General features: G+C 68.4%; 12 protein-coding genes. All 12 read right to left on the reverse strand.

The window, feature by feature from the left end; translation table 11 throughout:
* Positions 1-163: 163 nt before the first annotated feature.
* From AU196_RS22615 to AU196_RS22670, 12 genes are read right to left on the reverse strand one after another with little or no spacing between them, the layout of a single operon-like run.
* Entirely contained in the window at positions 164-934 is a 771-nt protein-coding gene (locus tag AU196_RS22615; protein WP_059097307.1) for a fructosamine kinase family protein, read from the reverse strand.
* Positions 931-1,605 (reverse strand): YoaK family protein, encoded by a 675-nt coding sequence (locus AU196_RS22620; protein ID WP_059097308.1) that lies wholly within the window; start codon positions 1,603-1,605, stop codon positions 931-933. Before AU196_RS22620 ends, AU196_RS22615 begins: the two co-directional genes overlap by 4 nt.
* A 17-nt stretch (positions 1,606-1,622) precedes the next feature.
* On the reverse strand, positions 1,623-2,513 hold the full coding sequence (locus AU196_RS22625) for a hypothetical protein (protein WP_059097309.1): 891 nt from the start codon (positions 2,511-2,513) through the stop codon (positions 1,623-1,625).
* Positions 2,480-3,031 carry an Rv1363c family protein gene (locus AU196_RS22630; protein WP_059097310.1) on the reverse strand — a complete coding sequence of 184 codons (552 nt, stop codon included), beginning with the start codon at positions 3,029-3,031 and terminating at the stop codon, positions 2,480-2,482. The genes AU196_RS22625 and AU196_RS22630 overlap by 34 nt, the downstream gene beginning before the upstream one ends.
* The gene (locus AU196_RS22635) at positions 3,028-3,999 is read right to left on the reverse strand and encodes an RDD family protein (protein WP_059097311.1); all 972 of its coding nucleotides are present in this window, start codon (positions 3,997-3,999) and stop codon (positions 3,028-3,030) included. The genes AU196_RS22630 and AU196_RS22635 overlap by 4 nt, the downstream gene beginning before the upstream one ends.
* The gene (locus AU196_RS22640; protein WP_059097312.1) at positions 3,996-4,667 is read right to left on the reverse strand and encodes an Rv1363c family protein; all 672 of its coding nucleotides are present in this window, start codon (positions 4,665-4,667) and stop codon (positions 3,996-3,998) included. Before AU196_RS22640 ends, AU196_RS22635 begins: the two co-directional genes overlap by 4 nt.
* Entirely contained in the window at positions 4,637-6,196 is a 1,560-nt protein-coding gene (locus tag AU196_RS22645) for a virulence factor Mce family protein (protein WP_059097313.1), read from the reverse strand. The genes AU196_RS22640 and AU196_RS22645 overlap by 31 nt, the downstream gene beginning before the upstream one ends.
* A gap of 3 nt (positions 6,197-6,199) precedes the next feature.
* Positions 6,200-7,348: a virulence factor Mce family protein gene (locus AU196_RS22650; RefSeq protein ID WP_059097314.1), complete on the reverse strand. Its 1,149-nt coding sequence runs from the start codon at positions 7,346-7,348 to the stop codon at positions 6,200-6,202.
* A complete protein-coding gene (locus tag AU196_RS22655; RefSeq protein ID WP_011557548.1) occupies positions 7,348-8,994 on the reverse strand; it encodes a virulence factor Mce family protein in 1,647 nt (548 codons plus the stop codon). Before AU196_RS22655 ends, AU196_RS22650 begins: the two co-directional genes overlap by 1 nt.
* A 14-nt stretch (positions 8,995-9,008) precedes the next feature.
* A complete protein-coding gene (locus tag AU196_RS22660; RefSeq protein WP_059097315.1) occupies positions 9,009-10,595 on the reverse strand; it encodes a virulence factor Mce family protein in 1,587 nt (528 codons plus the stop codon).
* Positions 10,592-11,623, reverse strand: a complete 1,032-nt coding sequence (locus tag AU196_RS22665) for a virulence factor Mce family protein (RefSeq protein ID WP_059097316.1) — start codon at positions 11,621-11,623, stop codon at positions 10,592-10,594. The genes AU196_RS22660 and AU196_RS22665 overlap by 4 nt, the downstream gene beginning before the upstream one ends.
* Entirely contained in the window at positions 11,620-12,840 is a 1,221-nt protein-coding gene (locus AU196_RS22670) for an MCE family protein (RefSeq protein WP_011854202.1), read from the reverse strand. The genes AU196_RS22665 and AU196_RS22670 overlap by 4 nt, the downstream gene beginning before the upstream one ends.

The following is a 12,840-nucleotide window of genomic DNA, read 5'->3' on the forward strand; positions in this document are numbered from 1 at the left end:
TTGCTGACGTCAGTGCGATGATCGCAAAGGGGCAGGGGTTAGCCGACGCGCGCGATCTCCTGCCCCAAAACTTCCGAATCTTGCGTATTCATGCACTACACCGGCTTCCGGCAAGCTCGTTTCCGCGCGCCGCCACGTTCGCTGTCGTTGCGTAAGAAATTATTCAGCCGACGCCGCGGAGCACATCGGTCAACGCCGACTCCGTCTGGCGGGCGTATCCGCCGCCGAACAGCACCACGTGGGCGAGCAACGGATACGGCTGGTGGAGGGCGATGCGCTCTTGCCAACCCTCGCGCAACGGCCGCACCGACTCGTAACCCGCGACGACGTCATCGAGGTGCGGGCAGCCGAAGAGCGCGAGCATCGCCAGATCGGTCTCGCGGTGCCCGCCGTGCGCGGCCGGATCGATCAGCACCACACCGTCCGGCGTCCACATCAGGTTTCCACTCCACAGGTCACCGTGCAGACGCGCTGGTCCGTCGTCGTCGTCGAATCTGCCGTCCCGACACAGTTCCCGGATCGACGCGACGGCTTCGCGTCCAGCGGCGCTGAGCCGCGCGGCAGCCCGCTCCCCCATCGGTCCGAGCCGCTCGTCGGCGTAGAACTCGCCCCACCTGGGGTGCGGCGTCAACGACATCGGCAGCGGGTCGTGCAGCGGCCCGAAGAACCCGGGTCCATCCCAGCCGTGCGGTCCCGCGCCGAACCCGTCGGCGCCCGCGTCGTGCGTTGCGGCGAGCCGGGCCCCGAAATCAGCGGCAGCCCGCCGGGACGGCGTCACTGGAGCCAACCGCTCGAGTGTCAGCGACGTTGCGTCACAAGCGATCACCGGCACGCAGGCCGCGCCGCCGGCAGCGGCGAGCCAGCGCAGTCCGGCCGCCTCGCAGGCGAAGAATCCGGGCGGTGCGGCCGGATTGCGCTTCACGAACCCGGTCACGCCGCGGGTCCGAGGCAGAAGATCGCCGCCGCGGTGGCCACCACGGCACCGGCGAGCGCGATCACCGGCGCGACCGCCACCAGGGTCAGGGTGGCGCCGACGGCCGCCCCCGCGCACATGGTCGCCACCACCCCGTAGCGCAGCTTCTCCCGGTCGCCGCTGCCGCCGGCCAGCCTGCTGTCGAAGCCGATGCCGACGATCGTCTGCGTGAGCACCGTGGTGCTGAGCTCCTGAACGCCGAACTGCCGCGCGGTCGCGTTCTGGATGCCGAAAACCACTGCGAGGCCCGCGATCAGGACCAGCTTCCGGTTGTCGTGGTAGTCGAGCACCCCGGTCCCGGCCAGCACGGACAGCACCGTCAGTGCCACCACCTCGACACCGAGCGCGACGGTGAGCCAGCGGCGGGGACGCGATCCGAGGTGACGGGCGAGCCGGCCCCCGACCACCGCACCGAGGACGAAGCTGACGAAGGCGATCAACGCCGCGGTCAGATCCACGCCGGAGTGGGGGACGAACCAGAACCCGAGGAAGATCACGTTCCCGGTCATGTTGGCCACGAACACGTGCCCGAGGACGAGCACGCTGATCGCGTCGACCAACCCCGTCGCGAACGTCAGCATCAGTAATGCGGTGACGGTCAACCGGTTCGAGACCGGTGAGCGAACGGTCATGGCCCGGTCTGTCCGGGTCAGAGTTGCGGGGTGAGGTCCAGCTTGGTCACCGCGGTCATACCCGTGATCAACCAGTCGGCGCCGTCACGCTCCATCGTCAGCCGGTACGACAGGTAGCGCAGCGACGGGACGTTCTTGCTGACCGGACTCGTCGACACCGAGTTGGTGTACACGAGGGCGGAGGCCTCCGTCGGGGTGAGGCTCTCGACGGCGGTGCCCATGACCTGGGTCGTGTTGGTCACCTTCGCCTGTTCGTTCGTCGAGACGATGGCGTCGATGTAGCGCCGGTACTCGCTCGCGAATTCGCCTGCGAGATAACGAGACGAGCGGTCCGGCAGCGTTGCCATGTCCTCGGGTGTGTAACTCCACAGCGTGGTGATCGCCTCGGTCGCCGTACGGGCGATGGCGAGTTTGGTGTCCACCGCGGCCCGGTCGGCCAGGTACGGCTGGAGCATCGCACCGGCGAACGCGCTCGCGGCGACGAACACGGCCGACGCCACCGCGGCGGCGATCAGCAGGCGCTTGCCGGCGGGACGGTGGGGGACCAGGACGGGCTCCGGGTCGGGGTCACCCACCGATTCGCCGTCAGGCGCGTCCGCGGCCTCGGGGACCTCGGCCTCGGCGTCGGCGTCGGCGTCGGGCTCGGGTGCGACCTCGGGCGTGACCGGAGCGGCCGCCGTCCTGCGCGTCTTGCCGGTCGGCTTCCGAGGCGCCGGCTCTTCGGCCGTCGCCGGTTCGTCGGCAGGCGCCAGTTCGTCGACGACGTCGCCGGTCGGCGAATCAGGTTGCGCCGACGCCTTTTTGGTTCGCCGCCACGGCAGCCGCCTACGTCCGCGCTTCGGTTCTGCAGACCCCGTCCCGGCGGGGTCCGTGGTCAGATCACCTGAATCAGCTGGCTGATCTTCCACTGCTGTCCCTCCTGGGTCGTGGTCGCCACCCAACGGTTTCCGCTCTCGATCGTCGATTTGCCGTCCGGCGTCTTGGTGGTCGTCGTGGTGGCCACCAGCACGTCGACACTGCCGTTGTCGTTCAACCGCTGCACCCCGGCCTCGACCACGTTGCCCTCGGTGGGTTCGGCGCGGGCCACCTGGATGACGATCTCGTTCATCTTCTCTTTGAACGTCTTCGCGAAGTCCCCGGTGCCCTGGGCGAGGACGCGGTCGGCGTAGGCGTTGGCGTTGAACGGGTCCAGGGTGGTGTAGGTCGTCATGAAGCTCCGCACGTAATCCAGGGCGGCCGCGTCGCGCAGTTCGGCACGGCGGTCGCTTTCGTGCGACACCAGCATCAGCATGCTGGCCGTCACGGCCGCGGCGAGCAGCAGACCTGCCAGCGTCGCGAGCACCGGAAGCCCCCACCGCCGGGGGGTCCTCGGCGTCGTCGCGAAGAAGTCGGGTTCGTCGCCCGCGACTCTGCGGCGCGGGCTCACTGACCGGCCCCTTGCATGAGCGGCGCCTTGAGCACCGTCAGGTTGTCGACCCGCCAGTTCTCGCCGATCTTCTCGAAGTCCACCCGCACCGTGGCGGTGATGAACTTGAGGTCCTCGGCCTTGGTGCCGCGTTGTCCCTGCATCGCCAACAACATCGCCGCCTCGTCCATCGACGACGACAGCACCGCACTGCTCACCGCCCAGTACTCGTTGGTGGTCGCACCCGTCTCGCGGACGGCGTCCTGCTGGGCCACCAACTGCGGCCGGTAGGCGTCGGTCGTCAGCGACTGCGCCCGGCTGAAGTCCTCGTCCATGGTCTCCACGCCGAAGCTCAGCATCTGCTCGACGATCCGCGGCCCCTGATCGGCGATCTGCGTCCGTGCGCGGTCGAGAGCCTGCTCCTGGCGGTACACCGCCAGGTAGGTCACGGCCACCGCGACGGCGGCCACCACGACCGCGCCGATCAGCACCTTGGCGGTGAACCGGCGCATATCGCGCTCCGGGCGTGCGACGGGGCGCGCCTCGGTGCGCACCAGCAGGTCCGCGAACGTCCGGTTGCGCCGGTCCCACAGCGGCCACAGCCATCCGACGAAGAGCGCCGCGGTGTCGAGGAGGTGGGCCAGCTCCCGAAGCACCAGCCGGCCCAGCCCGGCCTCACCGCCGTCGCGTCGCACCACGCGGATCCCGAACAGCGCCCGGCCGAGCGTCCAGCCGGTCAGCGAGGGCACCAACACCCGGTTGACGATCACCGCGAGGAGCGCCACCACGGCCACCGCCGTCAGCACCCACCACGACCACCCGATTCGCGAGCCCGCCAGGAACCACGGCGCGGTGGTCGCGACGACGGCCACACCGGGCAGCACGTCGACCGCGAGCGCGCCCGCCCGCACGTGCCACCTGGCGAGCGGCTCGGCGGGCACCGTCTCGGCGATCGGGGCCTCCGGCGGCGCGTCGACGACCGCCGTCATGAGGTCACCTGGTCGAGTTTGGCGACTTTGTACGCGCCTTCGTCGGGAGCCATCTGGACCCGGAGGCGATATCCCTGCTCCTGGTCGGCGGCCTCGGAGTTGGTCACCTTGACCCGCACCGCGACCAGCACGTCGATGGACCCGTCGTCGTTGTGCTTCTCCACCGCCGCGCGCATGTCGGACACCTGCACCTGCACGTTGGCGGCACGGTAGGCGTCGACGAGCAGCCCGCCGTACAACCCGGCCTGTACGCCGAAGTCGCCCGTCGAGCACTCGAGGATCTTGGCCTGGCTCTCGGTCATCGCCGCCGCGTCCGGAGCGTGGGTGGCTGCCACGCAGTCCCGCGCGGCCGCCAGGGCGGCGGCCTCGTTCGACGCGAGTTCCGCGCTGTCCTGGTGCGACCGCATCGCCAGGTATCCGCCGACGCCGGCACCGGCGCCGAGCAGCAGGAGCACGAGGCAGATCGCCGCCAGCCATCCGCGGCCCAGGCGCGGCGGGCGCCGCCCGTCGTCCCCGGTCAGCACACCGGTGTGCGCCTCGGGGCTGTCCTCGACGGGGGATTCGGTTGTGGGGTTGGCTGGGTCGTCTGAAGATACTGCTACCGACTGGTCCGGCGTTTCCTCAGCATCGGTGGGGTTCAGCTGGCGGGTGCCAGCATCTCCTTCCATCCGTCGTCTCCTGGGTTGCTCGAATTGCTGACGTTGTACTTGACGCCGTCAGGTCCGACCACCTCGCCACTGGCTGGGTTGTACACAGCGGTTCCCGGTGGTCCTGGTGCCGGAGTGTAGATGCAGGGGTTGGGCTGCTGTCCACTGCACTGGACGCGGCCCTGCCCCGGCGGGCTCAACGGGTCGCTGACCGGCGACGGCGGCTGCGGGAGCTGATCGGCGGGCAGCGGGTTCATCCCGTTGTTGATCGACGGGGCGGGGATCACGCCGTTGCGGCCCGGGTGCACCGGCTGGTTGCAGCGGGCACCGGCGGCCGGGCAGTCGCGGATCTGATTCGGATCGCCGTACCAGGGGTTGGTGCCCAGCGGCACGTACGGTTCGTCGCTGCGGCACTCCTTCGGCGTCGCCGCCCGCTTACCCGGCACGTCGGCGCACGGATAGTTGCGCGCACCGCGGACGACGTTGGCCTGGAAGTCCTTCGGGATCTTGCAGTAGGTGCCCGACGGCAGCTCTTTCATGCTGGTGTCGGCCGGCGCACGCCACTCCGATGCGGGCAGGAACCCGGTCAGACACGGCGGCGGCTGGTTGATCGACAGACCGAAGTGCAGCAGGCCCTCGCCCTCGAAGATCGTGCCCGCCTGCGCGACCGACGCGCCCTGCGGCAGCACCACCAGGGCCTGTTCCAGGCCCTTGTTGTAGCGCTTGAGCATGTCGATGACCACGGCCAGATTGGCCAGCGTCTGCGGCAACGAGTCCCGCACGCCGCTGAACACCGCGTTGAGCTGGTCGGCGGTCGGCGCGGCCTGCTGCAGCCCGCTGCGCAGTGCGGCGTCCTGTTCGGCCGACTGGGCCGCCAGGATGTTCAGGTTGCGCGACCACTGCGCGATGTTGTCGCCGGAGTTCACCTGGCTCTCCAGGATCGGCGCCGAATTCGCGATGATGTCGTTGACCGGACCCAGGTTGTCCTTGAAGTCCTGGGCGATCAACGTGGTGGAGTCCACCAGCCGCTGCAACGACGGGCCGAGGCCGCCGACCGCGTCCGCGGTCTCGGTGAGCAGCGCGTCGATCTTCTCCCTGGGCAGCACGGCAAGGCCCTCGTTGGCCGCATCGAGTGCGGGTCCCACCTCGCTGGGCACCGTGCTCTTGGTGATGGTCTGCCCGTCGCTGAAGTACTGGCCCGGGTTGCCGGTCGACACCAGGTCGAGGTACTGCTCACCGATGGCCGAGACCGAGTGCACGTTGGCGCTCGCATCGACCGGGATCCTGTACCGGTTGTCGATGCTCATGGTCGCCTTGGCGGCGCGCTCGGTGGGCTCGACCGCGGTGACCTTGCCGATCGTCGTGCCGCGGTAGGTGACGTTGGCGGTTGAGTAGAGGCCGCCCGACCTCGGCAGTTCGGCGTGCAGCGTGTACTGCCCGATCCCGACCAGGCTGGGCACCCGCAGGTAATACCAGCCGAGCACCGCGAGCGCGATCACCGTCAGCACCGTGAAGATGATCAGCTGGATCTTGATGAAGCGAGTCAGCACCGCTCACTCACCCCTTTCGACCAGCGGTCCGTTCGGTGCGCTGTGCGCGTTCGGCGTGAAGCGCACGTCCGGGATCATTGTCGCCGGGTCGCGGCCCCACGACTGTTCGAGCGCGCGGGCCATACCCGACACACCGGTGCCGGACAGGAAAGCGTTATCGAGGGCCGACAACGTCAGGTCCACGTTCAGCGACACGTTGATGTAGTCCCCGCGCACCACCTTCGGGATGTTCTCGATGCTGAACGGGGCGGTCAGCATCAGCTTGAGCGCACCGATCAGGTACGGCGACGACCTGGCCAACTGCTTGAGCGGACGCTGCAGGTTCTGCAGGTTGGTGTTCAGGGGGTCCTGGGCCTGGCCGAGGTAGGTGTCGGCCGCGCGGCTGATGCGGCCCACCGCGATCACGGCGTCGGCGAACAGATCCCGCGTCTCGGCGAAGTGCTCGATCAGCGGCGGGAACTCGGTGAGCACACGGTCGAGGGTGTCGTTGCGGCTCGCCACGATGTTGAGCAACCGGTTCGTCGAGTCGATGGCGCGGGTGAGGTCTTCACGCTGCTGGTTGAGCTCGTCGGTGAACACGTCGAGCCGGCCGAGGAACTCGCGGATCTGCTCCGCCCGCCCGGTCAGCAGGTTGTTCACCTCGGTCTGGATCACCTCGAGGTTGGGGATGCCTCCGCCGCGCAGGATCGTCGCGATGCTGGCGAGCACCCGCTCGGTGGTGGGGAACGCCGAGGCGTTCTTCAGCGGGATGGTGTCCCCGTCGCGAAGCGGCTCCGACGACGGATCCGGTGGTGCCTCCAGCTCGACGTGCTGGGACCCCAGGAGGCTGGTCTGACCGATCTTGGCCAGCGCGTTGGACGGCAGTTCGACACCCGGCTGGATGCCCAGCTTGAGGGTTGCGACCCAGTTCTTCAGCTCGATCGCGCGGACGGTCCCGACGAAGACGTCGGCCACCCGGACCCGGCTGTTGACGTTGAGCGCCAACGTGTCCGGCATCTGGACGTACACCGTCATGGCATCGCCGCCGGTGCCCGGACCGCCGGGCAACGGCACGTTCGCGATGCCCTTCCACGAACCGCACGACGTCAGCACCACCGCGGCCACGGCGAGCGCGACCGTGCGGGTGGCGAGACGACGGATCCTGTGCTTCATCACGGCGCTCCTGCTTCAGCGGGCAACGGCGGGCCTGCCGGTGCGGGTGCCTGCGCGGCGGGCGCGGGTCCTGGCGCCGGACCCGACAGCGGGGAGCCCCCGGGGTCGCCCGGGATGACACCCGGGGCGGGTGCGGGCGGCGGGCCGGGTTGCGGGTACCACGGCGGCGGCAACGGATTGCGTTCGTCGAAGGCGTTCGGCGGGCCGGGCAGGTTGCCGTCGCGCGTGGTGCCGAACGCGGGCGGTGCACCCGGGATCGGCGCGTCGGGTCCGCCGAGCAGCGCGGCCAGCGACTGCGGCGTCAGCATGTTCGCGGTGAACGGCTGCACGTCGACGCCCTGCATCCCCGGGGCGACGACCCAGCCGGGCTCGTGGTTGCCGTGGGAGAACAACGTGTCGCGGGAGAAGATGCCGGGCACCGTGGTGTCCTTGTATCCCGGCGGCGGGCGCAGCCGGTCCTCGGAGTAGGCGATCATCTTCGGCAACGTCATGGCCGTGCTGATCTGGTTCAACCCGAACGGCGGGAAGTTGAACTTCAGCGCATCGAGGATCGGCGCCAGGTACTGCGCGCACAGTTCCGCCGACTCCTGGTAGCCCAGCCGGCTGCCCGCCTGGATCGAACTGCAGATGAACTGCATCGGGTTGGCCATGCCGTTGATGACCGGCACACCGACGATGCCGCCGTTGACCGGTGAGCTGATGTTGAGGATGTTGCCGCCCAGGTTCGGTAACACGTGCAGACCCGTTTCCAGACCGTCGAGCGGTTCGGGCTGCAGGATCGCGTTGGTCACGTCGGCGAGGTTGTTGATGTCCTTGGTCAGGACCTCACTGTTCTCGTCGAGGAACCCGCGCGTGGTGGTGAGCAGCTCGTTGAGGTCCTGCAGCGCGGTCGCCAGCTCGCGGTCGGTGTTGGTGAACGAGTTGGTGAACTGCGCCAGGTCGTCATTGAGGGCGACGAACTGCTGATCGCTGCGGTAGAGCGCGTTGACGAACAACGCGAGGCTCTTGACCACGCTGAAGAAGTCACCGCGGCCCTCGTTGAGGGTGGTCAGCGCCTCCGAGAGGCTGTTCAACGTCGTGTTGATCTGCTTTCCCTTGCCGGACAGACCGTCGGCGAAGGACTCGATCACGTCACCGAACGGACCCTTGGGCTGGTCCGGCGTGGGGCCGAGGTCGGTGAGGATGCGGTCGAGCGAGTCACGCAGCTCGTCGTACTCGACGGGCACCTGGGTGCGGTCGATCGGGATGACCGCGTCATCCTCCATGACCGGGCCGCCGGTGTACGGCGGGGCCAGCTGAATGGTGCGCGAGGCCACCAGGCTCGGGTTGAGGATCGACGCGGTGGCGTTCGCGGGCACCTTGTACTTCGACTCGTAGCTGAAGGTCACCTTCATCTTGTCGCCCGCCGGTTCGATCTTGTCGATCGTGCCGACCCGCACACCCATGATCTGCACCTTGTCGCCGGGGTACAGCGCCAGGGTGTCGGAGAAGTACGCCACGACGGTGTTCGTGGACAGCCTCTTGTACAGCTGCCAGCCCGCGAACGCGGCCACCAGCGCCAGCACCACGACAAGCGTGCCGATGATCACCGAAGCGCGTGACAACGTCGGCATCTTCATGTTCCGCACGTTGAAGATCGTTGACATTGATCAGGCCCCCGTCATTGTTGAGATCCCGGCGGGAGGAACGGTGGATTGCCCGGCAGCGGACCCGTCTGGGCGGGCGACAGCTGCTGGCCCGGCCCCGGCGGCGGCGGCGGACCCGGCAGCGGGGGCGGCGGCGGCACGTTGTTCACCTGACCGCCTACGGCCGTCGGACCGGGGAACGGTCCCGGCGGCTCGTTGCGCGCACCCGGCGGGGCCGGCGGCAGCGGCACGGGCGTACCCGGCACCACGGGCGCCTGCTGACCCGGCACCCCGGAACTGGCGACGCCGGGAGTGGGCAACATGCCGTTCGGGTTCGGCTCCGACGTCGCCACGTTGGGCCGGCCGTGGTAGTTCGGACCGTAGGGATTGTCGCCGAACGGGCCGACGCTCAGGTCCGCACACGGCAGCGGATTGCCCGGTGTGGGCAGGCCGTCGGCCGGCGGGGTGTAGGAACATGGGTCGCCCCTCGGCACCGCGGGATTCGGGTACTCCGGAGTGCCCTGCAGGGTCGCCGGCGCAGGCGGCGGCGCACCGTTGGGCTGACGCACCCCGTTCGGATCCGGGAACTGGTAGGCCGGCAGACCGGCGTCACGCCAGAACTTCTGCGGGTCGATGCCGCGCTTCTTGAACGCCGCGTCGACGTACGGCTGCAGGATCCAGTAGGGCGCCAGGTTGACCAGCATGACCTTGAAGTACGGGCCGGACGCGAAGGCCTCGGCCAGCGATGCGGTGAACTTGCTCAGCGTGGTCAGCACGTCGACCAGGTCGAATTTGCGCTCGACGAGGATGTCGCTGATCACGCGCAGCTGCTCGAGCACCCTGTTGAGGTTCGGGTTGTCGTCGATGAAGCCCTCGACCTGCTCCGAGAACGCCGACACCCGCTCCAGCAGCTGGCCGACGGCGTAGCTGCGCTCGTTGATCGCGGCCAGCAGGGTCTGCGCGTTGACCAGCAGCGCATTCACCTGACCGCTGCGCTCACCCAGCACCCCGGCGATCTTGTTGGCATTGGCCAGCAGCTGTTTGAGCTGCTCGTCGCGCTTACCGATGGTGTCGGAGAAGCGGGCCACCCCGTCGAGCGCCGCGCTCAGGTGCGGATAGGTCTGGTCGATCGTCTCCGACAGCACATTGAGCGACTCGCGCACCGATGTGGTGTCCCAGCCGGATGCCGACTTGGTGAGGTCGAAGAACGCGTCGTAGATCTGGTACGGCGTGGTCGTCTGCCCCAGCGGCAGAATTCCGTTCGCCTCCAGCGCAGTCGACCCACGCGGCTCGATCTCGATGTTCTTGCGGCCCAGAATCGTATCCGTGCGAATCGCCGCGCGGCTGTCACTGCCGATCTGCGTACCGCCCAGCGTGAAGCCGACGACGACCTTGTCGCCCTCGATCTCGGTCTTGAGCACCTCGCCGACGTCGACGCCGGCGATGCGGACCTTGTCGCCGGGGTTGATGCCGCCGGTGTCGCCGAACTGCGCGAAGTACCTCGGCTTGGCGAACAGCATAGGCACGCTGGCGAAGCTCTGTCCGACCCCGACGACGAGCACCAGGATGATGATGCCCATCAACCCGCCGCGGAGGCGGTTCGATCCCTCGAGCGTTCTCATTGCGGAGTGCACCTACCCGTGGGCTGACCCCACACCTTGACGGTGCGCACCGGCCCGCCCGGCTGCAGGCCATTGAGCTTGAGCGTCACGTCGCAGGCGTAGAAGTTGAAGAAGTCGCCGTACACGCCGCCGGCGCGGCCGATGATCTTCAACGCGTTCGGCAACCGGACGAGGATGTCATTGAGCTGACCCTTCTGCTCGACCAGCGGCTGCTGGGTGGCCTCCAGGTAGCCGACCGTGTCCTGCAGCAGCGGCCGGTTCTCGGCGAGCAGGTCGGCCACGGTGCCCGCGGCGTCGCTGATGTCGGCGACCGACGACGCGATCGGGTCGGCGCGGTTCTTCAAACCGGTGATGAGCCGCTCGAAGTTCACCAGCGTTTCGTCGAACTGCTCCTGGTGCCTGACGGTGGTGTCGAGCACGGTGTTGAGGTTGCGGATCACCTCACCGATCGCCTGGTCTCGATCGGCCAGCGCCGACGTCAGCGACGCGGTCTGGTCGAGGATGTCGTTGATGGTGCCGCCCTGCCCCTGGAATACCGTGATGATCGACCTGGCGATGTTGTTGACCTTCTCCGGGTCGAGCGCCCGGAACAGCGGGCGGAAACCGCCGATGAGCGCGTCGAGGTCCAGCGCGGGTTCGGTGCGCTCGACCGGGATGGTGCCGCCGGAGGGCATCTTCCGATCGCTGTCGCCGCGCTTGAGTTCGAGGTAGCGGTCGCCGATCAGGTTCAGGTAGCGCACCGACGCGGTGGACTCGTCGAACAGGGGCAGGGACCGGTCGACCTTGAAGTCGACCTTGACCCGGCTGCCCCCTTCGATCAGCTCGATCTTGGAGACCTTGCCGACCTCGACGCCGGAGGCGCGGACGAACTGGCCGGGCCGCAGGCCGCTGACATTGGTGAAGATCGCCGAGTAGCCGGTGGTGCGATCGAAACGCATCTGACCGAACACCACGATGATGATCGCGGTGAACAGCAGCAGCACCAGCGAGAAGGCGCCGAGTTTGAGTGCGGTACCGGTGATTTTCATGGGTTGATCGTGTTCTCCCCGATCTGGCGTCCCCAGACGTATTCGATGGCGATCGGTTGACCGAGTTCGAGATGGTTGTACGGCGCAAGGGAGGCGCCTGTGTCGAGGACCAGGTACGGCGCGGGCCACAGATCCCGGGTGATGGGCTGCCAGCAGCCGGGCCGCCCCTCCGGACCACCCTTGGCGTTCACGCGCGGCAGGTTGTCCGGGTACACGTACGGGTTGCCCGCGCCGAGGGCCTCGGAGTGGGTGTTGAGCGAATAGCCGTTCCCGCCCAGCGACGACGAGATCTTCGGCTCCACGTCGTGGAAGTTGCGGATCGTGCAGAACAGCGCGGGGCTGTACTCGTCGAGCAGCGCACTCGTCGGGATGAGGTCCTCCGCACCGCGGACCAGGTAGGGACCACCACGTTCGAACACCTCACCGCCGGTGTTGCCGAAGCCGACCGCCGCGATGAGCGCCTGATCGAGGTTGCCGCGCTGTTCGTTGAGCGTGCGGGCCGTGGTCACCGCATTCTCCAGCCCGTCGAACAGATCGGGGGCGGCGTTGGCGTACACCTCGCCGAGGTCGGCCAGCCCGCGGACGTCCCGTCGGATCTGCGGCATCTGCGGGTTGAGGTCGGCCAGGATCGCGTTGCCGTTGACGATCGACTCGCCGAAGCGGTCGCCGAGGCCGTCCAGGGCCTGCGCGGTCGCGGTCAGGGTCTGGTTCAGCTTGACCGGGTCCACCTTCTCCGCCACCGACACGACGGTCTCGAACAGCGTGTTGAACTCCGTCGTCACGCTGGTCACGTCGATGACGTCGGTGGACTTGATCCGCTGCGGGACCGGGTCGGGCGGCGTGGTGAACGAGACGTACTTGTTGCCGAACACCGTGGTCGCCGAGATGTCCGCAAGCACGTTCGCCGGGATCAGCTGCATGTACTTCGTGTCGACCTCGAGCGTGATCCTGGCCCGGGGATCGTTGCCGACGCTGACCGCGTTGACCTCGGCGACGCGGCCGATCTCCACACCGTTGTAGGTGACCTTGGTGCCGGGGTCGAGGTTCAGGCCGGCGCGGGCGGCCATCATGGTCAGCTTCTCGCGCGAAGCGAAGTCGCCGCGGAACTGAAACGCGACCAGCGTGGCGACCACCGCGAAGATCACCAGCAGGACGAGGCCCGCGATCTTGTACGGCGGCGTACGCGGCTTGTTGACGGGTGAGTTCGGCTCGGCCAT

The organism is Mycobacterium sp. IS-1742 (genome assembly GCF_001500125.1).
Taxonomy (GTDB): Bacteria; Actinomycetota; Actinomycetes; order Mycobacteriales; family Mycobacteriaceae; genus Mycobacterium.

Excerpts from the sequence above, each read along its gene's own strand:
- AU196_RS22620 (WP_059097308.1), bottom strand. The coding sequence starts at position 1,605 with ATGACCGTTCGCTCACCGGTCTCGAACCGGTTGACCGTCACCGCATTA.
- AU196_RS22635 (WP_059097311.1), bottom strand. The coding sequence starts at position 3,999 with ATGACGGCGGTCGTCGACGCGCCGCCGGAGGCCCCGATCGCCGAGACG.
- AU196_RS22640 (WP_059097312.1), bottom strand. The coding sequence starts at position 4,667 with ATGGAAGGAGATGCTGGCACCCGCCAGCTGAACCCCACCGATGCTGAG.
- AU196_RS22650 (WP_059097314.1), bottom strand. The coding sequence starts at position 7,348 with ATGAAGCACAGGATCCGTCGTCTCGCCACCCGCACGGTCGCGCTCGCC.
- AU196_RS22655 (WP_011557548.1), bottom strand. The coding sequence starts at position 8,994 with ATGTCAACGATCTTCAACGTGCGGAACATGAAGATGCCGACGTTGTCA.
- AU196_RS22660 (WP_059097315.1), bottom strand. The coding sequence starts at position 10,595 with ATGAGAACGCTCGAGGGATCGAACCGCCTCCGCGGCGGGTTGATGGGC.
- AU196_RS22665 (WP_059097316.1), bottom strand. The coding sequence starts at position 11,623 with ATGAAAATCACCGGTACCGCACTCAAACTCGGCGCCTTCTCGCTGGTG.
- AU196_RS22670 (WP_011854202.1), bottom strand. The coding sequence starts at position 12,840 with ATGGCCGAGCCGAACTCACCCGTCAACAAGCCGCGTACGCCGCCGTAC.